This window comes from Novosphingobium soli (assembly GCF_042432915.1).
Taxonomy (GTDB): Bacteria; Pseudomonadota; Alphaproteobacteria; order Sphingomonadales; family Sphingomonadaceae; genus Novosphingobium; species Novosphingobium soli.
Map to the genome: position 1 here is coordinate 241,492 of NZ_JBHLWK010000010.1, position 22,280 is coordinate 263,771.

The following is a 22,280-nucleotide window of genomic DNA, read 5'->3' on the forward strand; positions in this document are numbered from 1 at the left end:
CGGCAGGCAGTACCTGAAACGGCTGCCTGGCGAACAAGGACAAGAACATGCGTCACAAGTATGGCCAGCGCAAGCTGCAGCGCACCTCGGGCCATCGCGCCGCCCTGCTGCGCAACCTGGCGGCCGCCCTCGTCAAGCACGAGCAGATCCAGACCACCACGGCCAAGGCCAAGGAACTGCGCCCCTACGTCGAGAAGCTCATCACGCTCGCCAAGCACGGCGGCCTGTCGAACCGCCGTCTGGCGCACTCGCGCCTGATGGACGAAGCGCAGGAGAAGAAGCTGTTCGAGGTGCTGGCCGAGCGCTACGCCGGTCGTAGCGGTGGCTACACCCGCATCATCAAGGCCGGCATCCGCGCCTCCGACGCCGCACCGATCGCGATCATCGAGCTGGTGGACCGCGACGTGGCCGCCAAGGGCCAGGACTCGGGCCCGGTGAACGCCGAAGTGGACGAGTACGCCGAGGCCTGAGCCAGGGCGTTCCCGCAGGAACACACGAAAGCGGTCGCGAACCACCCGGTTCGCGGCCGCTTTCGTATGGGGCGCGCTCTTCCCGGTCGCGGGGGATCGGCCTATATCGGTCGAACCACCTCGGGAGAGCACAAAAATGAAATGCCGGCGGGCACTTGCGCGACTTTCGGGGCTCGCGCTCTTGTCGCTCAATCTCGCGACGCCCATCTGGGCGGCGTCCATGCCAGAGATCACCTATCCCCAGACCCGCCGCGACGACCTGGTCGAGACCCACTTCGGCGAAGAGGTCGCCGATCCCTACCGCTGGCTCGAGGCGGACGTGCGCCATGCGCCCGAAGTGGCCGACTGGGTCGGGCGCGAGAATGCGGTCACGGAGAGCTACCTCGCCGGGCTGCCGCAGCGCGCGCACTTCGAGCGGCGCATCCGGACCTTCATGGACTACGAGCGGTTCGGCATCCCGACCAAGGCGGGCGGGTACTACTTCTACACGCGCAACACCGGCCTGCAGAACCAGGCGCAGCTCTTCGTGCGCAAGGGGCTGGAGGGCGAGCCGCGGCTGCTGCTCGACCCCAATGCCTGGGCCGCCGACGGCGCCACTGCGCTCGACGCATGGGAGCCTTCGGAGAAGGGCCGCTACCTGCTGTACAGCGTGCAGGACGGGGGCAGCGACTGGCGGATCCTGCGCGTCCTCGACGTCAGGACCGGCGCGCCGCTCGATGACGAGATCCGCTGGGCCAAGTTCACCGCGCTCGCCTGGGTAGGCGAGGAGGGGTTCCTCTACTCGCGCTTCCCGGCGCCGCAGGAGGGCGCGGCCTTCCAGGGGCTGAACTACGACCAGACGGTCTACTTCCACCGCCTCGGCACCCCGCAGGACAGCGACGAGCTGGTCTATGCAACGCCCGACCACCCCGATCAGGGTCATGTCGCCGAAGTGACGCAGGACGGGCGCCTAGCGCTCATCACCAGCCACGTTGGCACCGACGCCCGCTACGAGGTGCGGGTGATCGACCTCAGGCACCGCCGCCGCGGCGAGTGGAAGGCCAGGCCGCTGGTGAGCGGCTTCACTGACGACTGGAAGCTCGTCGAGGGTGCCGGACAGCGGCTGTGGTACGTGACCAACTGGAACGCGCCCCGCTATCGCCTCGTCGCCATCGACCTCGACGCGCCGGATCCGGAGTGGAGGGAACTCGTCGCCGAACGCGAGGAGATCCTCGAGCGCGCCGGGGTGGTGGGCGACCAGCTGGTGCTCAACTACATGCGCGACGCGGCGAGCCATGCCGAGATCCTGGCGCTCGACGGCGGCAAGGGCCGCACCCTGAGCCTCAACGGCATCGGCACCGCCTCGGGCTTCCGCGGGAGGCCCGGCGATCCCGAGACGTTCTACGCCTTCACCAGCTTCAACTGCCCGGCCTCGATCTACCGGATGGACCTGTCGACGGGCGTGACCGCGCCCTTCGCGACGCCAAAGCTGTGCTACGACCCGGGCGCCTACGTGGTCGAGCAGCGCTTCTACACCTCGAAGGACGGCACCCGGGTGCCGATGTTCATCGTGCGCAGCCGCGCCGTGGCCAAGGCGCGCCAGCCGGTGCCGACACTGCTCTACGGCTACGGCGGCTTCGACGTGGCGCTGACGCCCGGTTTCTCGGCGACGCGCATGGCGTGGCTGGAGGCGGGCGGGGCCTTCGCGCTCGCCAACCTGCGCGGGGGCGGCGAGTATGGCCGGGCCTGGCACGACGCCGGGCGGGGCGCCAACAAGCAGAACGTGTTCGACGACTTCATCGCCGCCGGCGAGTTCCTGGTGAACGAAGGCATCGCCAGCAAGGACGGCCTCGCCATCCAGGGCGGCTCCAACGGCGGCCTCCTCGTGGGCGCGGTGGTGAACCAGCGGCCCGATCTGTTCGCCGCGGCGATCGCGCAGGTCGGCGTCATGGACATGCTGCGCTTCGACCGCTTCACCGCCGGCCGCTACTGGGTCGACGACTACGGCCATCCGGACCGCGAGGACGACTTTCGCGTGCTGCGCGCCTATTCGCCCTACCACAACATCCGCGAGGGCGCGGCCTATCCGGCGATCCTGGTCACCACCGCCGACACCGACGACCGCGTGGTCCCCGGCCACTCGTTCAAGTACGCGGCGGCGCTGCAGCACGCGCGCCTCGGCGACAAGCCGCGCCTGATCCGCATCGAGACGCGCGCCGGGCATGGTTCGGGCAAGCCGACCGACAAGGCCATCGAGGAGGGCGCCGACATCCTGGCGTTCCTGGCCCGGTGGACGGGCCTGCGCGTGCCGGAAGACACCACGATCGCGCACGCCGGCGGGTCGGAGGCGGAGGCCCAGCCCTGAGCATGGTTCATCGACAGGACAGCAAGGCGGGCTTACCGGTGATCGCTGGACGGCCCGCATCGTGCGCGCCGACCGCGGGATTCTCGCCGATGTCCATCTTTCGTTCGCGCATCGCTGCGTCGCTGGCCGCGCTCGCCGCTTTCTCGATGACGGCCGCGCCGGCGCTGGCGCGGGGGCATGACGACTGGCGCCGCCACCGGCATCATCGCGGCGGCGGCGGCATCGACGGCGGGGACCTGCTGGCCGGGCTGCTCGTGATCGGCGGCGTCGCCGCGGTCGCCACCGCCGTCAGCAACAAGAAGGCGGAGCGCACCGACGGCGAGCCCGAGCCCTATCGCTATCCCGAAGCGCCCGAAGTCGGGTACGGCGATGGGCCGGACGATGGGCCAGTCGATGCGCCGGACGATGGGCCAGTCGATGCGCCGGACGATGGGCCGGTCGATGTGCCGCCTTCGGGGGGAGCGACTTATCCGGGCGGGCTCGAGGCCGGCCAGGGCAGCCTCGGCAGCGCCGTGGACGCCTGTTCGGCCGAGCTCTCGCGCGGGGACAAGCATGTCGAGAGCGTCGAGAGCGTGCGCCGCATGGGTGAGCGCTACAGCGTCGAAGGGCGGCTTGCCGACGGGCGGCCCTTCGCGTGCAGCGTCGACGACGGCGGCCACATCCGTTCGGTTGCGGTCGACGGGCAGGGCGTGATCTGACGCCGGCCTGTCCGGCGCAGCGCGGACCCGCCGAGCCTATTCCTCTCCGCCGTGCGCCGGCAGGTGCAACGACCAGTGGATCGCCGCACCGCGCAGGCCGAACCCGGCCGCCACCGCGATCGCCCAGGTGAGCGCCGGCGGCAGCGCCAGCACCACGCCCGCCCCGGCCAGCCCCGCCGCAAGCGCCGCGGCGGTGACGTAGAGCTCCGGACGCATCAGGATCGAGGGCTGACCCGCCAGCACGTCGCGAATCACGCCCCCGATGCAGGCGGTGACCACGCCCATCAGCACCGCCGCGGCCGGTGGCACGCCCCAGGACAGCGCCTTCATGGTGCCGAACACCGAATAGACCGCAAGCCCCAGCGCGTCGGCCCATTCGAGCAACTGTCCCTGCCACCAGCGCACCGGGGTGAACCAGGCGAGCAGCGCCGTTGCCAGGCAGACCGGCGCCACCAGCGCATCGCGCACCCAGAACACCGGGGCGCCGATCAGCAGGTCGCGCAGCGAGCCGCCGCCCACGCCGGTAATCAGCGCGAAGAATGCGGCGGTGACGAAAGTCTGGCGCATCCGCACCGCCGTGAGCGCACCGGTGAGGGCGAATACGGCGATGCCGAGGATGTCGAGCGCAGGGGGGAGGGCAGGAGCGGCAGGGGTCATGCGCCGCTTCTACAACTTGCGGCGCGCGAATGGCAGCGGCGATGGCATGCCGAAATCCTCCCGGCGCATCCGTGTCGACCTTGACCCTTCCAGAAATAGCGATACACAAAGGATCATAAATGCCGCAGGAGAGCACCCGTGTCGTACGAGAAGGCCGACTGGTACACCGACGTATCGCTGGTCGACGATCCCCACGCGTACTTCGACTACCTGCGTGCGCAGGGGCCGGTGGTGCGCCTGCCCCACCGCAATGCCGTGGCCGTGGTCGGCTACGAGGAGACGGTGCAGCTCCTGCTGGATACCGAGCACTTCTCCGAGATCAACGCGGTGACGGGCGGCATGGTGGAGCTGCCGTTCCCGGTGGAGGGTGACGACATCGGCGATCAGCTCGAAGCGAACCGCAAGCAGATCGCGTTCGCCGACCAGATCGTGGCGGAGCAGGGGCCCCGCCATGCCGACTTGCGCTCCATCCTCTCGCGCCTGTTCACGCCCAGCCGGCTCAAGCAGCTCCAGCCCCAGCTCGCCGCCACCGCGGAGGGGCTGATCGACGAGTTCCATGCCTCCGGACGGGTGGACATCGTGCGCCAGTACGGCGGGCCTTACGGCGCGCTCGTGATCTCGGACCTTCTGGGCCTTTCGGAAGGGACGCGCGCGAAGTTCCGCGCCCTGCTCGAAGGTGCGCTGCCCGTGCCGATGGACGCCACGCACGAGGACATGATGAAGAACCCGCTGGTTCCGGTGGGCAAGGACCTGTTCAAGCTGATCGCCCGGCGCAGGCTGGCCAACCATGCGTTGATGCGGCCGCTGCGTGCGCTGCTGGCGCAGGAGGACATCCTGAACGACCTCGCCAAGGCCACCTACCCGGATGGCAGCAAGCCGTCCCTGGTGGACGTGACCGGACTGGCGGCGTTCCTGTTCGGCGCCGGGCAGGACACCACCAACCGCCTGCTCGCCAACGGTTTCAAGGTCATCGCGACTCGGCCCGACATCCAGGCCGAGCTGCGCGCGAACCCCGCCCGCATTCCCGACTTCATCGAGGAGCTGCTGCGCTACGACGGCTCGGTGAAGAGCGGCGGGCGCCTGTGCCGCAAGACGACCACGCTGGGCGGGGTGGAGATCAAGGCGGGCACGCCGATCCTGATGAGCCACATGGCCGCCAACCGCGACCCGGCGCGCTTCCCCGATCCGGCGACCTTCGACATGGACCGGCCGCGGATCAAGGAGCATCTCGCCTTCGGCCGCGGCGCCCACACCTGCATCGGCGCGCCGCTCGCCCGCCGCGAGGTGGCGGTGAGCATCGAGCGGCTGCTCGCGCGCATGGGCAACATCCGCCTCTCCGAAGCGCATCACGGGCCCGAGGGCGCCCGCCACTTCGAGTACGAACCCACCTACGTGCTGCGCGCGCTGAAGGCGCTGCACCTGGAGTTCGACCCGCTCTGAGCCGGGCAGGCGGGGTTGCGCCGCGCGCCCGGGGCACTAGGCTGGGCGGCATTGCCACTTCTTCGACGGACCACCCATGACCGCCTTCAAGCCCCTTGCTCTTGCCGCCCTGCTGCTGGCGAGCGCCGCACCCGCCGTCGCTGCCGAGGCGCCCTACGACCTCGCCGCGCAGCAGGCGAAGCTCGCCACCATCCGCATGGACGTGGACACCGCCTTCCTCAGCGCCGAGGAGCGCGAGGTCGTGAACCTGCTCATCAAGGCCTCGGACCTGATGAGCGAGATCTACCTGCGCCAACGCTACGCGCGGAACCCCGAGGTGCAGCGTGCCGTCGCCATGAACCGGCGGGCGGACCGCGACCTGCTGGTGGAGATGTTCGCCCGCAACTTCGGCCCTTGGGACGAGATGGCCGATCTCCACCCGTTCTGGGGGACCACGGCGATGCCCGAAGGGGCCGGCTTCTATCCCGAGGACATGACGCGCGAGGAACTGGAGGCGTACATTACCGCGCATCCGGACCAGAAGGCCGCGCTGCTCAGCCCCTACACGGTGGTGCGGCGCGAAGGCGGCAAGCTGGTGGCGGTGCCTTATTCGGTCGCCTACCGCGAATGGCTGGAGCCCGCCGCGCGGCTGCTGGAGCAGGCGGCGGCGCGCACCAGCAACGCCAGCCTCGCGCGCTTCCTGACGCTGCGCGCCAAGGCCTTCCGGACCGACGACTACTATGAGAGCGAGCTGGCCTGGATGGACCTGTCCGGCACGCCGATCGAAGTCGCGATCGGGCCCTACGAGGTCTATACCGACCGGCTGATGGGCGCCAAGACCGCGTTCGAGAGCTTCGTCACGCTCAAGGATCCGGAGGAATCCGCAGCGCTCGCGAAATACAAGAACCACCTCCGGGACATGGAGGCGAACCTTCCCATCGAGGAGCGCTACAAGAACTTCCAGCGCGGGTTCGAGAGCCCGATCGCGGTGGCCGAGCAGGTACGCGGCGGCGGCGACAACGTGCCGGGTTCGCAGACCATCGCCTTCAATCTTCCCAACGACGAGCGGGTGCGCGAGGCCAAGGGCGCCAAGAAGGTCATCCTCTCCAACGTGCTGGGGGCCAAGTTCGACCGCATCCTGCAGCCGATGGCGGCGCTGGTGCTCAAGCCCGATCAGGCCGCCCTCGTCGCGCGCAAGTACATGCAGTACGAGACGCTGTTCCACGAGCTGTCGCACAGCCTGGGGCCGGGCTCGATCGTCGTGAACGGCGAGAAGACCACCGTCGACAAGGCGCTCAAGGAGCAGAACTCGGCGCTGGAGGAGGCCAAGGCCGACGTCGCGGGCGTGTGGAACATCCTGCTGATGATGGACAAGGGCGAGCTTCCCGCCAGCGAACGGCCGCAGCTCTTCGCCACGTACTTCACCGGCATCTTCCGCGCGGTGCGCTTCGGCGCGGTGGAGGCGCACGGCAAGGGCGCGGCGCTGCAGTACGCCTACCTGCGCGACAAGGGTGCCTTCACGTACGACGCGGCGGCGCGGCGCTACGTGGTGGATGACGCGAAGATGGAAGCAGGCCTCAAGGCGCTGCTCCACGACATGCTGATGCTGCAGGCCACCGGCGACTATGCCGGGACCAAGGCCTTCATGGCGCGCTGGGCGCGGCTCGACGCCGAGGCGGAGGCGGCGATCGCCGCCATGGGTTCGCTGCCGGTGGACATCCGGCCGGTCTATCCGGACGCGATCTGAAGCCGCTCAGGGGCGCATCAGCACGCGGCCGAAGGGATGCCCTTCCGCCACGAAGCGGTGCGCCTCCACCGCCTCCGACAGCGCGAACTCGCGCTCGATCGGCATGACCAGCGTCCCGGCATGGACCTGCGCCAGCAGTTCGGCGAGCAGCTGGTGGACGCGCGGGGTGTTCATGTCGCGGCCAAACGAGATGCCGGTGACCTGCATCGCCTTGCGGATCAGCTCGAAGAACCCGAAGCTGGGCAGCGTGCCCTCGGCGGCGCCGATCACGGCATAGCGCCCGTGCGGGCGCAGCGCCTCCACCAGCAGGTCCTTGCCCTGTCCCCCCGCCAGGTCGAGCACGAGGTCCACGCCCTTGCGCCCGGTGATGTCCTTGCAGCGCGCGGCGATGTCCTCGCGCTTGTAGTCGATGCCGTGGGCGAGCCCGAGGGGCTCCACGCGGGCGAGCCGCTCGGGGCTGGAGGCGGTGCCGATAACGGTCGCGCCCGCGCGTGCCGCGAGCTGCACGGCGGCCAGGCCGACCCCGCCCGCCGCGCCCTGCACCAGCACGGTCTCGCCCGCCTGCAGCCCGCCATAGGTGAACAGCGCATCCCAGGCCGTCCCGAAGGCGATCGGCACAACGGCGGCCAGGGCGAGGTCCATGCCCTCGGGGATCGGGTAGGCGTGGCTCTCGTCCACCGCGAAGAGCTCGGCGTGGCTGCCGTTCCAGGCGAAGCCGAGCACGCGGTCCCCCTCGCGGAAGCGGGTGACCTCGGCGCCCACCGCGACGACGGTGCCGGCGGCCTGGTAGCCCGGCACGAAGGGCGTGCGCGCGGGCGGCGTGTGGACGCGGTTGAGCAGGTCGCCGCCCTCGATCGAGATCACTTCGACCCGGATCAGCACCGTTCGCGGGCCGACCTCGGGATCGGGCAGCGCGCCGAACTGCATGACTTCGGGGCCGCCGTTCTGCGTGTACCAGACTGCCTTCATCGCTCTCTCCCGTGCCGGTCGGCCTCTGGTGCCAGTTGAACCGGCCATGGCGCAGCTGGTCAATCGGACAGGAGCCGCCGGTCAGCCCCGATTGCCGCTGGGGTCAGGGCGCGCCCGCGGCGCTCACGGCGCCAGCGTGATTGAGGCGGTGCCGTCCGCCCATACCGGCAAATAGAGCCCCTGACCCGCGGCCTTGATGCGGCCCGTGCGGGTGCGCGTCACCTCAGCGCGGATGAGCAGGTCGCCCTCGCGCTTCGCCTTGATCGCGCGGTCGATCTTGCCGAGCAGCTCGGCGTAGTCCTTCTCGAAGTTCTGCGCCAGCGCGGCGGCGATCGTGGTGCCAAGGCCCGGCGCGTTGGCGAGCTGGAGGATGAGGTCGCCGCCCGTCATGTCGGTGGTGCCGCTGACCGCGAAGTTCTCGAAGCCGACCCGGCGCGAGTTCTCGGCGTTGACCGGAACGCCGGTCATCCAGACGGTGCCGCGCGTCGGGCCGACGCGCCCGGCTTCGTCCCGCGCGGTGAAGGTCACGCCCACCGCGATGCGCCCGCCGGTGGTGCCGTAGATCGTCACGTCGTGGAACACGGCGCGCACCGCCCCGACCCCCGCGACGGGGAAGGGCCGCGCCGATCGCTTCGTCAGCGCGCGCATGAGCACCGGCTCCAGTTCGCGGTAGTCGGCGATCACGGGGATGAAGAAGGCGAGTTGCCCCGCCTCGGCCTCCAGCGGGCGCACCGGTGGCAGCGGCCGCGGTGCCGGGTCCTTGGGGCGCTTGCCCACGAAGGTCTCGGTCACCGCCTTGACGCCCAGGCGCAGCACCAGGCGCGTGCCCTGCAGCTCGTAGCCGCCGTACTGCAGCTCGGTGGGGCTCACGCGCATCCACACCGGGGGGTTCCTGCGGTTGAGCGACAGCGTCGTGAAGGCCGAGGCCCAGGCACGCTCCACCTGCTCGCGCACCTCGAGCTTGCCCAGCTCGCCCGGCAGCTCGCGCTCCAGCCGGGCGATCACCGGTGCCAGCTTGGCCTCGGCCTGGTCGGTGAAGTCGATCCGCTGGCCCAGGAAGTCCAGGTGCGGCTTGTTGGTCCACTCGTAGCGAATCCGCACCGTGCCGCGCGGCGTCCAGTCGGAGGCGAGCGTGAGGTTGACGACGGCATGGGCCATGGCGTCGGCGGTGGCGGTCTCGCGCTTGAGCACGCCGCCGATGTCCTCGGCGCGCACCACGGCGTGGAGCGGCATCGTCAGCAGCACCTCGCGCCCGCGCCCGGCGAAGCGCATCGGCCCGCGCGTGACCTCGCCCACGATCCGGCACTTGATCGAGGGCGTCTTGAGCCGCGCGATACCGAGATCGACGTTGCGCGAGGGGACGCAGGTCTGGCCGGGCTTGTCGATCGTCCACAAGGTGCGCGGCACCTGGCGTTCGAGCGCGGCGGCCAGGTTGCCGAGGTCGGCGTGGATGGGCACGGTGATGAGCGAGGCCTGCGGCTCGACATGGATCGCGTCGTGCGCGCGGGGCGGGGCACCGCCGCCGCGGTCGCGGTTGCAGGCGGCGAGGGACAGCGCCAGCGCGGCGGCCAGGAGGAGCGAGCGAGGTGCCATCCGGCGAGAAATGCGGGAGGGGGCAGGGGGTTCCTCTTGCACCCTCGACTCGCGAAGGCGGCGGTGGAGGGGGGGCACTGTTCACCCGCCGCAAACGCGCACGATCCCCTCGACGGTCACCTCCAAGGCGCCGAGCACCGCCCGCGCCGGCACGCGCATCACCTTGATCCCGCGCTGCCGCAACCAGACCTCCCGCTCCGCATCGCGCGCCGGATGTGCGCCCATGTCGTGCGCTGCCCCATCCACCTCGATCCCGGTCTTCGCCGAAGCGCAGTAGAAGTCCAGGACATAGGGTCCGACCGGATGCTGGCGGCGGAACTTCACCGGGGCCATGCGCAAGTGCCGCCAGAGCAGCACTTCGGGCAGCGTCATCGCGCGGCGGAGCCGGCGGGCGTGGGCGATAGCTTTGGCGGGTGGCACGGCATTACCCCTCCACCACCGACTGCGTCGGCGGTCCTCCTCCCCATTTCTGCGCAAGGGGGAGGATCGGAAGTTAAGCCTCGGTAAGAAAAAATCCTCCCCACCGCCGCGCGATGAGGAGGATCGAGAAAATTAACCCATCCAATCCTCCCCGTCGCGAAGCGATGGGGAGGGGGACCGCCCGCGAAGCGGGTGGTGGAGGGGTAACCCAAAAAATCAGATGTGGATCGGCTTGCCGGTGACCGCCATCGCCGCTTCCTTGATCGCTTCCGAGTGCGTCGGGTGCGCGTGGCAGGTGTAGGCGATGTCTTCACTGGTCGCGCCGAATTCCATCGCCTGCGCGGCCTGGGCGATCATCGTGCCTGCCACAGAGGCGATGCACCAGACGCCGAGCACGCGGTCGGTCTCGGCATCGGCGATGACCTTCACGAAGCCGTCGGGCTCGTGGTTGGTCTTGGCGCGCGAGTTGGCGAGCATCGGGAACTTGCCGACCTTGATCGCGCCGCGCTCCTTGGCGGCCTCTTCCGTCAGGCCGACGCCGGCGAACTCGGGCTGCGTGTAGACGACGCCGGGGATGACGTCGTGGTTCACGATGCCGGTGAGGCCGGCGATGTTCTCGGCGACGGCGATGCCCTCGTCCTCGGCCTTGTGCGCGAGCATCGGGCCAGGGATCACGTCGCCGATGGCCCAGACGCCGTCCACCTTGGTGGCGAAGTCATGGTCGGTCTCGATCTGGCCGCGCGCGTTGAGTTCGAGGCCGATGCTGGCGAGGCCGAGGCCCTCGGTGTTCGGACGGCGGCCGATCGAGACGAGCACGACGTCGGCCTCGATCACTTCGGCGTCACCGCCCTTGGCGGGCTCGACGGTGACCTTGGCGCCCTGGCCTTCGACGGTCACGCCGGTGACCTTGGTGCCGAGCTTGAGCGCCATGCCCTGCTTCTTGAAGATCTTGGCGGCTTCCTTGCGCACGTCGCCGTCCATGCCGGGCAGCAACTGGTCGAGGAATTCGACCACGGTCACTTCGGCGCCCAGCCGGCGCCACACCGAACCCAGCTCGAGCCCGATCACGCCGCCGCCGATGACGACCATCTTCTTGGGCACGGACGCCAGCTCCAGCGCACCGGTCGAATCGACCACGACGCCGCCGGCATTGTCGATCTCGACGCCGGGAAGCGGGGTGACCGAGGAGCCGGTGGCGATGACGATGTTCTTGGCGGTCACCGTCCTGCCGGCAACCTCGACGCTGTGCGCGTCCTTGAACTGGGCGTAGCCCTTGAGCCAGTCGACCTTGTTCTTCTTGAACAGGAACTCGATGCCGCCGGTCAGGCCCTTCACCGCGTCGATGCGCTGGCCCTGCATGGTCGGCAGGTCGAGCTCCGGGGTGACCTTGATGCCCATCTTGGCCATCGCGCCGCCTTCCTTCGCCGCCTCGAAGTATTCCGAGGCGTGGAGCAGGGCCTTCGAGGGGATGCAGCCGACGTTGAGGCAGGTGCCGCCCAGCGTCTCGCGCCCTTCGGCGCAGGCGGTCTTCAGGCCCAGCTGCGCCGCGCGGATCGCCGCGACGTAACCGCCGGGGCCGGCACCGATGACAAGGACGTCGTAGTCGTAATCAGCCATTTCTGATTCCAATCAAGAATAGAACGTGATGATCGCTTCATTGGCGGCCGCAGCCTGCCGAGCGAAATCGCGTAAAACATGGAAGTTTTCCAGCGCATATTCCCGCATGTCTTCTTCATCCCCTCGCGCAATGACGTTGCCCAAATAGAGCTCGTCGGTCGGCATTTCAGTCGCGATGAAACGCGCCATGACCGCGTCGTCGGTGAGCGATTGCGCCGCCTGGTCAAAAGCGGCCACGACGTCGGGGGAAAGGACGTTGGGCTTTCCTAGGCCGAGGTCAAGATTTGCAAGGGGATGGAGGTCATCACCTATTATGCCGAGGGGCGATTCAGATCGTCCCGTACTTCCGGTCAACAGGTAATGAACGATGTGCCAGGACTTATCGAGGTCCATCTCATCGTTGTCATGCCGGGCTGGAATGGGGTCGGTAGCTTCGGCCTTGGCTCCGAAAAACCTGCCGAAGAACCCGGGCTTGGGCGCCTTGTAGAAGCTGCCGTCTTGATAAACGAATTCGGCCACCGCCCTCGGCCTGCCCGCAAGCGCGGCGACTGTGTCGGCCGGCACGCGGATCAGGCTGAAGGTGATGCCCATCTTCGTTTACCTCAGAGGTCGATCAGGAGCCGGGTGGGATCCTCGATCGCTTCCTTGATGGTCTTGAGCGCGGTGACCGCCTCGCGACCGTCGATGATGCGGTGGTCGTAAGACAGGGCGATGTACATCATCGGGCGGATGACGATCTCGCCGCCCCGCACGACCGCGCGGTCCTCGATGCGGTGGAGGCCCAGCACCGCCGACTGCGGCGGGTTGATGATCGGGGTCGACATCAGGCCGCCGAACACGCCGCCGTTGGAAATCGTGAAGGTGCCGCCCTTCATGTCTTCCATGGTGAGCGTGCCTTCCTTGGCCTTCTTGCCGAAGTTGGCGATGGCGCTCTCGATGCCGGCGAAGCCCAGCTTGTCGCAGTCGCGCACGACCGGGACGACCAGGCCGTTGGGCGCCGAGACCGCGATCGAGATGTCGACGTAATCGTGGTAGACGATCTCGTCGCCGTCGATCTGCGCGTTGACTGCCGGGATGTCCTTGAGCGCCAGGACCGAGGCCTTGGCGAAGAACGACATGAAGCCGAGCTTGATGCCGTGCTTCTTCTGGAACACGTCCTTGTACTTCTCGCGCGCCTCGATGACGGCCGACATGTCGACGTCGTTGAAGGTGGTGAGAAGCGCGGCGTTGTCCTGCGCGGACTTGAGGCGCTTGGCGATCGTCTGGCGCAGGCGCGTCATCTTGACGCGCTCCTCGTTGCGACCGGCCGGTGCGGCGGCCGCCGGCGCCGAGGGGGCGGCAGGGGCCGAGGCGGGCTTGTTCTTCGCCGCTTCGAGGACGTCGTCCTTGGTGATGCGGCCGTCCTTGCCGGTGCCCTTGATGGTCGCCGGGTCGATGCCGTGCTCCAGGATCGCGCGGCGCACCGCGGGCGAGAGCACCGCGGCGCCGGCCGAAGCCTCGTCCGCGGCGGCAGGAGCCGGGGAGGGCACCGGTGCGGCAGCGGGAGCGGCGGCCGAAGCGGCTGCGGCTGCGGGCGCGGCGGCGGGCTTGGCCGCCGCAGGGGCGCCCGAGCCTTCCTCGATGGTGGCGATCAGCGCGTCGACGGTGACGGTGTCGCCTTCCTTGGCGAGATGCTGGCCCATGACGCCGGCGTGGGGCGCCATGACGTCGATGGCGACCTTGTCGGTTTCGAGGCTGGCGATGGGCTCGTCAGCGGCGACGGCTTCGCCGGGCTGCTTGAGCCACTGGCCGATGGTGGCCTCGGAGACGGACTCGCCGAGCGTGGGGACCTTGACTTCGGTGGACATGATTTATCTCAAGCCTTCTGCTTGCGACGGAGTTCGGAGCGAACGGAAAGATGCAGCGCATCGGCGACCAGCGCCGCCTGCTCGGCGGTGTGGCGCTTGGCGAGGCCGGTGGCCGGCGAGGCCGAGGCGGAGCGGCCGGCGTAGCGCGGACGCGGTGCCTTGACGCCCGCCTTCTTGGCGGCCTCCTCGACCAGGGGATCGACGAAGAACCAGGAACCGTTGTTCTTCGGCTCCTCCTGGCACCAGACGACCTCCTCGAGGTTCGGCATGCGCGCCAGGCGCTCGGTCAGCGGCTCGCCCGGGAAGGGATAGAGTTGCTCGAGGCGCAGGATCTGGGTGTCGGTGATCTCGGCCGCATCGCGCGCTTCGAGAAGGTCGTAAAAGACCTTGCCCGAGCACAGGATGACCCGCTTCGTCTCGGCGTCTGCCGAGGCCTTGGGGTCGGACAGGATGCGCTTGAAGTCGCCTTCCAGGAACTCCGCGGCGCTCGACTTCGCCAGCGGGTGGCGCAGCAGCGACTTGGGGGTCATGATGATCAGCGGCTTGCGGAAGGGGCGATGCATCTGCCGGCGCAGGACGTGGAAGTAGTTCGCCGGGCTGGTGATGTTGCAGACCTGGATGTTGTCCTGCGCGCAGAGCTGCAGGTAGCGCTCCAGGCGCGCCGAGGAGTGCTCCGGACCCTGGCCCTCGTAGCCGTGCGGCAGCAGCATCACCAGGCCGTTGGCGCGCAGCCACTTGGATTCGGCCGAGGCGACGTACTGGTCGATGATGATCTGCGCGCCGTTGGCGAAGTCGCCGAACTGCGCTTCCCACAGCACCATCGTCTTCGGGTCGGCGCTGGCGTAGCCGTACTCGAAGCCGAGCACGCCGTATTCCGACAGGGTCGAATCGAGCACCTCGAAGCGGCCGTGCGGCAGCGTCGAGAGGGGGACGTACTTGCGCTCGTCGGTCTGGTCGGTCCACACCGCATGGCGCTGCGAGAAGGTGCCGCGGCCGCAGTCCTGGCCGGACAGGCGCACGCCGTAGCCCTCGGAGACGAGGCTGCCGAAGGCGAGCGCCTCGGCGGTGGCCCAGTCGAAGCCGTCGCCCGACTTGAACATCTCCTCCTTGGCGGCGAGCACGCGGGCGAGCGTCTTGTGGACGGTCAGGCCCTCGGGCACCGTGGTCAGCGCGCGGCCGAGGCTCTCGAACAGCTTGGGCTCGATCTTGGTCTCGACGTTGCGGCGCGCGGTCTCCGGGTCGGCGGGCTTGTGGAAGCCGCTCCACTGGCCGGCGAACCAGTCCGCCTGGTTGGCCTTGTAGGTCTTGGCCGCCTCGAACTGCTCCTCGAGGTGGGCGGTGAAGGCCGCCTCGGTCTGGCCGAGGAAGGCATCGTCGATCACGCCCTCGCGCTGGAGACGCTCGCTGTAGATCTGGCTGACCGGCGGGTGCTGGCGGATCTTCTGGTACATCAGCGGCTGGGTGAAGCCGGGCTCGTCGCCTTCGTTGTGGCCGAAGCGGCGATAGCACCACATGTCGATCACCACGTCGCGCCCGAAGGTCTGGCGGTAGTCGATCGCCAGCTTGCAGGCGAAGGTCACCGCCGCCGGGTCATCGCCGTTGACGTGCAGGATCGGCGCCTGGACGCCCTTGGCGACGTCCGAGGGGTAGGGCGAGTTGCGCGCGAACTGCGGGCTCGTCGTGAAGCCGATCTGGTTGTTGATGACGAAGTGGATGCAGCCGCCGGTGTTGTAGCCCTTCACGCCCGAGAGGCCGAAGCACTCCCACACGATGCCCTGGCCGGCGAAGGCCGCGTCGCCGTGGATCAGCACCGGCAGCACCTGCTTGTGCTTGGAGCCGGGGCCGATGTCGTCGCCGATGTCGTCCGCGATGACCTGGTAGGCGCGCACCTTGCCGAGCACCACCGGATCGACCGTCTCGAGGTGCGAGGGGTTGGGCATCAGGCTCATGTGGACCTTGATGCCGTCGAACTCGCGGTCGGCCGAAGTGCCCAGGTGGTACTTGACGTCGCCCGAGCCACCCACGTCCTCGGGGTTGGCGGTGCCGCCCGAGAATTCGTGGAAGATCACCTTGTAGGGCTTGGCCAGCACGTTCGCGAGGACGTTCAGGCGGCCGCGGTGGGCCATGCCGTAGACGATCTCCTTCACGCCGAGCTGGCCGCCGTACTTGATGACGGCTTCCAGCGCGGGGATCATCGACTCGCCGCCGTCCAGGCCGAAGCGCTTGGTGCCGACGTACTTCTTGCCGAGGAACTTCTCGTACTGCTCGCCGCGCACGACGGCCTGGAGGATCGCCTTCTTGCCCTCGGGGGTGAACTCGATCTCCTTGTTCACGCCTTCCATGCGCTCCTGGAGGAAGCGGCGCTCCTCCGTGTCGGCGATGTGCATGTACTCGAGGCCGACCTTGCCGCAGTAGTTGGCGCGCAGCGTCTGCACGATCTCGCGCACGGTCGCCCACTCGAGGCCGAGGGTGCCGCCGATGTAGACCTTGCGATCCTGCGCGGCGCCGACGAAGCCGTGGTACTCGGGGGTGAGGTCGGCCGGCAGCTTGCGCTGGTTGAGGCCGAGCGGGTCGAGGTCCGCCGCGAGGTGACCGCGCACGCGATACGTGCGGATCAGCATCATCGCGCGGATTGCATCGGCCGCCGCTTCGTCTATGCGGGCCTGGTCGACCTTGCCGCCGCCCTTGGCCGCGGCCTTCTCGATCTTGACCTTGAGCGCGGTGGGATCAAGCCCCTGCGTCCAGTCGTCCTCGGCGTCGCCGCCGACGAGGGGCCAGTTGCGGGGCTGCCAGCTGGGGCCGGCCTGGGGCTCGTCGAGTCCCATGTCGGGGGTGAAATCGAAACTCTCGTCGCCCATAGGAATCACCTATCGCCACGCCCGGACAGGGCGTCCGGCGTCTTCAGGAAGGGCGGGCTGACGGTTCCCGGGGAGGAGGGCCGAAAGTCCGCTCGATACTCACGCCGGGGCCGGATGCCCCGCACGCGTCATGGTAAGCGCCCCGGAGCGGTGCGGTTCCGAAGAAACGCACCGCGCCTTGCACTATGTCGTCAGGCGTAGGCCTTGAGAGCTTCCACCAGGGTCTCGCCGAGCAGCGAGGGCGAGGACGAGACGCGAATGCCGGCCTCTTCCATCGCCGCGATCTTGTCCTCGGCGCCGCCCTGGCCGCCCGAGACGATCGCGCCCGCGTGGCCCATGCGACGGCCCGGAGGCGCCGTGCGGCCGGCGATGAAGCCCGCCATCGGCTTCTTGCGACCGCGCTTGGCCTCGTCCTTGAGGAACTGCGCCGCTTCTTCCTCGGCCGAGCCGCCGATCTCGCCGATCATGATGATCGACTGGGTCTCGTCGTCGGCCAGGAACAGCTCGAGGACGTCGATGAAGTTGGTGCCGTTGACCGGGTCGCCGCCGATGCCGACGGCCGTGGTCTGGCCGAGCCCGGCGTTGGTGGTCTGGAACACGGCTTCATAGGTAAGCGTGCCCGAGCGCGAAACAACACCCACCGACCCCTTGGAGAAGATGTTGCCCGGCATGATGCCGATCTTGCACTCGTTGGGCGTCAGCACGCCGGGGCAGTTCGGGCCGATCAGGCGCGACTTGGAGCCGACGAGCGCGCGCTTGACGGGGATCATGTCGAGGACGGGGATGCCCTCGGTGATGCAGATGATCAGCTCGATCTCGGCGTCGATCGCCTCCAGGATGGCGTCCGCGGCGCCGAACGGCGGCACGTAGACGCACGATGCGGTGGCGCCGGTCGCGGCCTTGGCTTCGTGGACCGAGTTGAACTGGGGCAGGCCGAGGTGCTCGGTGCCGCCCTTGCCGGGGGTGACGCCGGCGACCATCTGCGTGCCGTAGTCGAGCGCGGCCTGGGTGTGGAAGCTGCCGGTCGCGCCGGTCATGCCCTGGGTGATGACCTTGGTGTTCTTGTTTACGAGGATCGACATCGCGTCACTCCGTTGGGGTCTTGTGTGTGCTGAAATGTGTACCCGGCGGCCTCGCCACCGACGATCCGCGCCCGACCGGGATCGGGCGCAGGATCACCGGATCAGGCCAGCGAGCCGTCGATGCCCTTGCAGGCGACCAGCAGTTCCTTGACCGCGTCGATCGAGACCTGCAGGCCGGCCTTCGCCTTGTCGTCCAGCGCGATCTCGATCACTTCCTCGACGCCGTCGCTGCCGATCTTGACCGGCACGCCGACGTAGAGGCCGTCGACGCCGTACTGGCCCTCGAGGTAGGCGGCGCAGGGCAGGATGCGCTTCTGGTCGCCGAGGTAGCTTTCAGCCATGGCGATCGCCGAGGCGGCGGGGGCGTAGAAGGCCGAGCCGGTCTTCAGCAGGCCGACGATCTCGCCGCCGCCGTTCGCGGTGCGCTTGACGATCGCGTCGATGCGCTCCTGCGTGGACTTGCCCATCTTGATGAGGTCGGGGACGGGGATGCCCTTGACGGTCGAGTACTCGACCACCGGGACCATGGTGTCGCCGTGGCCGCCGAGCACGAACGAGGTCACGTCGCGCACCGAGACGCCGAACTCCCAGGCGAGGAAGGTCGAGAAGCGCGCCGAGTCGAGCACGCCGGCCATGCCGACGACCTTGTTGTGCGGCAGGCCGGAGAATTCGCGCAGCGCCCAGACCATCGCGTCGAGCGGGTTGGTGATGCAGATCACGAACGCGTCGGGCGCGTGGGCCTTGATGCCCTCGCCCACGGACTTCATCACCTTGAGGTTGATGCCGAGCAGGTCGTCGCGGCTCATGCCGGGCTTGCGCGGCACGCCGGCCGTGACGATGACGACGTCGGCGCCGGCGATGTCCGCATAGTCGTTGGTGCCGGTGATCTGGGCGTCGAAGCCCTCGACCGGGCCGCACTGCGAGAGGTCGAGCGCCTTGCCCTGCGGGATGCCCTCGGCGATGTCGAAGAGGACGATGTCGCCCAGTTCCTTCTGCGCGGCGAGGTGCGCCAGCGTGCCGCCGATGTTGCCGGCGCCGATAAGCGCAATCTTCTTACGAGCCATGATCCCTGCGTGTCCTTCCCAATGGCGGGATTGCCGGACTTCAAGGCGGCCTGCTTCCATCCCGCGAGAGGCAGGCGCCGGGTTTGCAGGCCGGGCCCTACGCCCGTGGGAAGGACATTGCAACCGCCAAAGGGACAGGCGGGGAACTATGACGGCACTTTTATCTGATAATAGTTCGCAATTGCAATAGTGCAGGCAAACGGCGGAACGGCGCGCCTTCCGGAGCCCGGGGATCGGACCGCAAGGGCCCCCGACCCCGTGTCGCCGAATCCGCCGCGGCTGGCAAGCGACGCCCCCGCGACTCGTCCCGGCGACAATGCGCGCGGTCGCGCAGCGGCGTCGAAGCACCGGCCGCGCAGGCCGATTGCGGGCCGGTGGATGGAGGGAATCGTGGCCTGGAACCGGCGCTCACGCCTTCCGGACGTCGCCCGATCCTGCGGAGCATACTGTGATGAAGAGGACCATCGGCCGGCTGTTCCCGGAGTCCAACCTCCCGACCCCGCTCAGCCTGAGCCTGTCGAAGGCCCCTGGGGCGAGGCGCGAGGGTCCCATGCTTCGACAAACTCAGCATGAGCGGAGTGGGATGGGAGGGGCAGCGACATTGCGGCGCTTGAAGTCGGACGTACGTTAGGTTCGTTGTTGAACGGCCGTTCGACGCGGCTTGGGACTTTTCTGCCGTTCCCGAATGAGCCGCTGAGCGGCAGGTTCTGATGCAATCTGCCGCTCGCGGTGTAACCAGGCCATGTGCGCTAGCTAGCCATATCACGCAAAGGTTCACCTTTGCCTTGACCCTGTAGTTGCTACAGGCCCTATGAGGCACCCCGTGATCGTAAGTCTGATCGAACAGGGGTTGGCATTGAAGTCTGTTTCTCGAACGCACCGACCGGCGAACTACCTCCTCCTCTCGCTGCTCTTGGGGGCTGCCTGGCCCGCGACGGCCTATGCGCAGGCTGATTCCGACGCCGACGGGGAAGAAGAGTCCGAGATCGTCGTGCAGGCGACGCGGACGGGCCGCCGCGTACAGGACGAACCGATCCGTGTGGATGTTGTGAACCGGGAGGAGATCGAAGAGAAACTCCTGATGCGGCCGGGCAATATCGCCATGCTGGTCAGCGAAACACCCGGTGTCTGGGTGCAGACCACATCGCCCGCCCTGGGCGCGGCCAATGTACGCATCCAGGGCCTGAAGGGGCGATACACTCAGATCCTGGCTGACGGCCTGCCGCTCTATGGAGGACAGACACCATCCATCGGCCTGCTTCAGATACCGCCAACCGATCTGGGGCAGGTGGAGATCATCAAGGGCGCTGCATCGGCCCTCTACGGACCTTCGGCCCTTGGCGGCGTCATCAATCTGGTGTCGCGCCGACCGGCAAGCGAACCACAGGGTGAGTTGCTGCTGAATGCGACAAGCCGAAACGGTCAGGATGTCACGGGCTATACCGCCTCGCCGATCAGCCAGACGCTGAGCGCGTCGATCACGGCAGGCTATGATCGGCACAGCCGTCAGGACCTCAACAATGATGGTTGGGCGGATTTGCCCGGCTATGAGCGCTTCACCGTTCGACCCCGGCTTTTCTGGGATGGCGCTGACGGATCGAAGGCGCTGCTGACCTTCGGCGCGATGGCCGAACAGCGTGACGGGGGCACCATGCCGGGCGCCACCGCGCCGGATGGGCAACCCTTCGTGCAGGCACAGCGCAGCCGTCGATATGATGTCGGCCTGACAGCGGAGACGCCGCTTGAAGGCATCGGCACACTGCACCTGCGCGCGTCAGGCGTGACCCAATCCCATCGCCATCGCTTTGGTGACGTCATCGAGAATGACCGGCACAGGACCGGTCTGGCCGAGGCGTCGATCGGCGGAGAGACCGGCGCGACCACATGGCTGGCGGGCGCGGCCATTCAGGCGGATGATTATCGCTCCAGGGCCTATTCCGCCTTTGACTATAGCTACACCGTGCCCTCGCTCTTCGTTCAGGGGGAGCAGAAGCTGGGAGACAGGCTGACCCTCGCGGGAAGCGCGCGGTGGGACGGTCACAGCGCCTATGGTTCGCGCGTCAGTCCGCGCCTCTCGGCGCTCTACAAGCCCGGACCTTGGACAATCCGTGCGTCGCTCGGGCGCGGCTTCTATGCACCGACGCCTTTTGTCGAGGAGATCGAGGCCAACGGCCTTTCGCGCCTCGTGCCCTATGCGAAGTTGAAGGCCGAGGTCGCGGACAGCGCCTCCATCGACTTCGGCTATGGCCATGGACCATTGGAAGCCAATGTCAGCCTGTTCGCATCCAACATCGACAACGCCGTGCAACTCCAGACGGTCGATGCCAACCATGTGACGCTTATCAACGCCAGCGGTCTGACGAAAACGCGCGGTGCGGAAGTGCTGATCCGTTACCGCTGGAATGCAGTGACGCTGACCGGCAGCTATGTTCACGTCGATGCGAGAGAGCCCGACCCTGATGCCGCTGGGCGCCGCATGGTCCCCCTGACGCCCCGCGACAGCGCCGGACTGGTCGCGATGTGGGAAAAGCATGGGCGCGGGCGCTTCGGAATCGAAGCCTATTACACCGGCCGCCAGTCGCTGGATGACAATCCCTATCGCACCCGCAGCCGACCCTATGTCCAGCTTGGCGCCATGGGTGAACTCATCCTCGGCAAGGTCAGTCTGTTCGTGAACGCCGAGAACCTGCTCAATGTCCGGCAAACCCATTATGACCCGTTGCTCCTCCGCAGTCGCGCGCCGACGGGTGCGTGGACGGTCGACGCGTGGGCGCCGACCGATGGCTTCGTCCTTAACGGGGGTGTGCGGTTCCGGTTTGGCGGAGAATAGCATGGCCGTGGTCGAGGCCTTTCAACTCCAGCCATGACTGACGAATGATCTGCCAACCGCCTGAGACGCCAAGACCAGCCAGCACCGCCGCAACGGCGATGTCCGGCCATGCGGTCCCGGTGCCGAAGACGCCCAGTGCAGCCGCGACCACGGCGATGTTCCCGATGGCATCGTTGCGCGAGCAGATCCAGACGGACCTGCGGTTGGCGTCGCCTTCCCGGTGCCGCCACAGCATCACGGCGCAGATCAGGTTGGCGACGAGCGCGAGCACGCCAATGATGCCCATGGTCTCGGCCCCGGGCAGTGATCCGCGTGCCGCCATCCATGCCGTACTGGCGATGACCCAGACGCCCAACAGCAGCAGAGATATGCCTTTGGCGAGGGCCGCGCGGGCGCGCCAGCGCAGCGCAAGTCCGGCAACACCCAGGCTGATGGCATAGTTGGCCGCATCGCCCAGAAAATCGAGCGCGTCAGCCTTGAGCGATGCTGACCCGGCCGTGACGCCAGCGACGATCTCGACGCCGAACATGCCGGCGTTGATGATGAGCGCGATCCACAGCGCACGGCGCCAGACGCGGTCGTCTGTCTTTCCGCCAGTGTCGGGTGATCCGCCGCAGCAACCGCCAGCCATGTGCCATCTCCTCTTCGCATCGATGACAGGCTAT

At 68.2% G+C, this 22,280-nt stretch carries 17 protein-coding genes; 6 read left to right on the top strand and 11 right to left on the bottom strand.

What is annotated here, in order from left to right:
* Positions 1 to 47 precede the first annotated feature (47 nt).
* The 3 genes from rplQ (at position 48) to ACFFJC_RS07690 (ending at position 3,512) form a co-directional block, all read left to right on the top strand.
* On the top strand, positions 48 to 470 hold the full coding sequence (gene rplQ / locus ACFFJC_RS07680) for a 50S ribosomal protein L17 (RefSeq protein WP_379486907.1): 423 nt from the start codon (positions 48 to 50) through the stop codon (positions 468 to 470).
* 220 nt (positions 471 to 690) lie between these two features.
* A complete protein-coding gene (locus ACFFJC_RS07685; protein WP_379486908.1) occupies positions 691 to 2,814 on the top strand; it encodes a prolyl oligopeptidase family serine peptidase in 2,124 nt (707 codons plus the stop codon).
* 89 nt (positions 2,815 to 2,903) lie between these two features.
* Positions 2,904 to 3,512: a hypothetical protein gene (locus ACFFJC_RS07690; protein ID WP_379486909.1), complete on the top strand. Its 609-nt coding sequence runs from the start codon at positions 2,904 to 2,906 to the stop codon at positions 3,510 to 3,512.
* Positions 3,513 to 3,548: 36 nt separating this feature from the next.
* Here the strand turns inward: ACFFJC_RS07690 and ACFFJC_RS07695 are convergent, their stop codons facing one another.
* Positions 3,549 to 4,169 (bottom strand): trimeric intracellular cation channel family protein, encoded by a 621-nt coding sequence (locus ACFFJC_RS07695; protein WP_379486910.1) that lies wholly within the window; start codon positions 4,167 to 4,169, stop codon positions 3,549 to 3,551.
* Positions 4,170 to 4,307: 138 nt separating this feature from the next.
* On the opposite strand from ACFFJC_RS07695, the gene ACFFJC_RS07700 reads away from it, so the two are divergent.
* On the top strand, positions 4,308 to 5,609 hold the full coding sequence (locus tag ACFFJC_RS07700) for a cytochrome P450 (RefSeq protein WP_379486911.1): 1,302 nt from the start codon (positions 4,308 to 4,310) through the stop codon (positions 5,607 to 5,609).
* 76 nt (positions 5,610 to 5,685) lie between these two features.
* Complete coding sequence (locus tag ACFFJC_RS07705) at positions 5,686 to 7,335, top strand: DUF8614 domain-containing protein (protein ID WP_379486912.1); 1,650 nt, start codon at positions 5,686 to 5,688, stop codon at positions 7,333 to 7,335.
* A 6-nt stretch (positions 7,336 to 7,341) separates the two neighbouring features.
* Here ACFFJC_RS07705 and ACFFJC_RS07710 read toward each other — a convergent pair whose 3' ends face one another.
* The 9 genes from ACFFJC_RS07710 to mdh all read right to left on the bottom strand — a co-directional run bounded on the left by ACFFJC_RS07710 (position 7,342) and on the right by mdh (position 18,785).
* On the bottom strand, positions 7,342 to 8,304 hold the full coding sequence (locus ACFFJC_RS07710) for a quinone oxidoreductase family protein (protein WP_379486913.1): 963 nt from the start codon (positions 8,302 to 8,304) through the stop codon (positions 7,342 to 7,344).
* Positions 8,305 to 8,427: 123 nt separating this feature from the next.
* Positions 8,428 to 9,897, bottom strand: a complete 1,470-nt coding sequence (locus tag ACFFJC_RS07715; protein ID WP_379486914.1) for a DUF4403 family protein — start codon at positions 9,895 to 9,897, stop codon at positions 8,428 to 8,430.
* Positions 9,898 to 9,978: 81 nt separating this feature from the next.
* Positions 9,979 to 10,317, bottom strand: coding sequence for an endonuclease domain-containing protein (locus ACFFJC_RS07720; protein WP_379486915.1), 339 nt, complete (start codon positions 10,315 to 10,317; stop codon positions 9,979 to 9,981).
* Positions 10,318 to 10,533: 216 nt separating this feature from the next.
* A complete protein-coding gene (gene lpdA / locus ACFFJC_RS07725; protein WP_379486916.1) occupies positions 10,534 to 11,934 on the bottom strand; it encodes a dihydrolipoyl dehydrogenase in 1,401 nt (466 codons plus the stop codon).
* 12 nt (positions 11,935 to 11,946) lie between these two features.
* Positions 11,947 to 12,525 carry a DUF1877 family protein gene (locus tag ACFFJC_RS07730; RefSeq protein ID WP_379486917.1) on the bottom strand — a complete coding sequence of 193 codons (579 nt, stop codon included), beginning with the start codon at positions 12,523 to 12,525 and terminating at the stop codon, positions 11,947 to 11,949.
* An 11-nt stretch (positions 12,526 to 12,536) separates the two neighbouring features.
* Positions 12,537 to 13,781: a 2-oxoglutarate dehydrogenase complex dihydrolipoyllysine-residue succinyltransferase gene (odhB, locus tag ACFFJC_RS07735; protein ID WP_379486918.1), complete on the bottom strand. Its 1,245-nt coding sequence runs from the start codon at positions 13,779 to 13,781 to the stop codon at positions 12,537 to 12,539.
* Between the two features lie 8 nt (positions 13,782 to 13,789).
* Positions 13,790 to 16,639, bottom strand: a complete 2,850-nt coding sequence (locus ACFFJC_RS07740) for a 2-oxoglutarate dehydrogenase E1 component (protein WP_379486919.1) — start codon at positions 16,637 to 16,639, stop codon at positions 13,790 to 13,792.
* Between the two features lie 191 nt (positions 16,640 to 16,830).
* Positions 16,831 to 17,721: a succinate--CoA ligase subunit alpha gene (sucD, locus tag ACFFJC_RS07745; protein WP_379486920.1), complete on the bottom strand. Its 891-nt coding sequence runs from the start codon at positions 17,719 to 17,721 to the stop codon at positions 16,831 to 16,833.
* A 101-nt stretch (positions 17,722 to 17,822) separates the two neighbouring features.
* Positions 17,823 to 18,785 carry a malate dehydrogenase gene (gene mdh / locus ACFFJC_RS07750; RefSeq protein WP_379486921.1) on the bottom strand — a complete coding sequence of 321 codons (963 nt, stop codon included), beginning with the start codon at positions 18,783 to 18,785 and terminating at the stop codon, positions 17,823 to 17,825.
* Positions 18,786 to 19,608: 823 nt separating this feature from the next.
* On the opposite strand from mdh, the gene ACFFJC_RS07755 reads away from it, so the two are divergent.
* On the top strand, positions 19,609 to 21,615 hold the full coding sequence (locus ACFFJC_RS07755) for a TonB-dependent receptor plug domain-containing protein (protein WP_379486922.1): 2,007 nt from the start codon (positions 19,609 to 19,611) through the stop codon (positions 21,613 to 21,615).
* On the opposite strand, the gene ACFFJC_RS07760 is transcribed toward ACFFJC_RS07755, so the two are convergent.
* Positions 21,578 to 22,246 carry a cation efflux transmembrane domain-containing protein gene (locus ACFFJC_RS07760; RefSeq protein ID WP_379486923.1) on the bottom strand — a complete coding sequence of 223 codons (669 nt, stop codon included), beginning with the start codon at positions 22,244 to 22,246 and terminating at the stop codon, positions 21,578 to 21,580. The two genes, ACFFJC_RS07755 and ACFFJC_RS07760, sit on opposite strands and share 38 nt — an antisense overlap.
* Positions 22,247 to 22,280 lie beyond the last annotated feature (34 nt).

What these genes read in the sequence shown, in the direction of transcription:
- ACFFJC_RS07695 (WP_379486910.1), bottom strand. Translation starts at nt 4,169, where the DNA reads ATGACCCCTGCCGCTCCTGCCCTCCCCCCTGCGCTCGACATCCTCGGC.
- ACFFJC_RS07740 (WP_379486919.1), bottom strand. Translation starts at nt 16,639, where the DNA reads ATGGGCGACGAGAGTTTCGATTTCACCCCCGACATGGGACTCGACGAG.
- ACFFJC_RS07705 (WP_379486912.1), top strand. Translation starts at nt 5,686, where the DNA reads ATGACCGCCTTCAAGCCCCTTGCTCTTGCCGCCCTGCTGCTGGCGAGC.
- sucD (WP_379486920.1), bottom strand. Translation starts at nt 17,721, where the DNA reads ATGTCGATCCTCGTAAACAAGAACACCAAGGTCATCACCCAGGGCATG.
- ACFFJC_RS07760 (WP_379486923.1), bottom strand. Translation starts at nt 22,246, where the DNA reads ATGGCTGGCGGTTGCTGCGGCGGATCACCCGACACTGGCGGAAAGACA.
- lpdA (WP_379486916.1), bottom strand. Translation starts at nt 11,934, where the DNA reads ATGGCTGATTACGACTACGACGTCCTTGTCATCGGTGCCGGCCCCGGC.
- ACFFJC_RS07730 (WP_379486917.1), bottom strand. Translation starts at nt 12,525, where the DNA reads ATGGGCATCACCTTCAGCCTGATCCGCGTGCCGGCCGACACAGTCGCC.
- rplQ (WP_379486907.1), top strand. Translation starts at nt 48, where the DNA reads ATGCGTCACAAGTATGGCCAGCGCAAGCTGCAGCGCACCTCGGGCCAT.
- ACFFJC_RS07710 (WP_379486913.1), bottom strand. Translation starts at nt 8,304, where the DNA reads ATGAAGGCAGTCTGGTACACGCAGAACGGCGGCCCCGAAGTCATGCAG.
- ACFFJC_RS07690 (WP_379486909.1), top strand. Translation starts at nt 2,904, where the DNA reads ATGTCCATCTTTCGTTCGCGCATCGCTGCGTCGCTGGCCGCGCTCGCC.
- ACFFJC_RS07715 (WP_379486914.1), bottom strand. Translation starts at nt 9,897, where the DNA reads ATGGCACCTCGCTCGCTCCTCCTGGCCGCCGCGCTGGCGCTGTCCCTC.
- ACFFJC_RS07685 (WP_379486908.1), top strand. Translation starts at nt 691, where the DNA reads ATGCCAGAGATCACCTATCCCCAGACCCGCCGCGACGACCTGGTCGAG.
- odhB (WP_379486918.1), bottom strand. Translation starts at nt 13,781, where the DNA reads ATGTCCACCGAAGTCAAGGTCCCCACGCTCGGCGAGTCCGTCTCCGAG.
- mdh (WP_379486921.1), bottom strand. Translation starts at nt 18,785, where the DNA reads ATGGCTCGTAAGAAGATTGCGCTTATCGGCGCCGGCAACATCGGCGGC.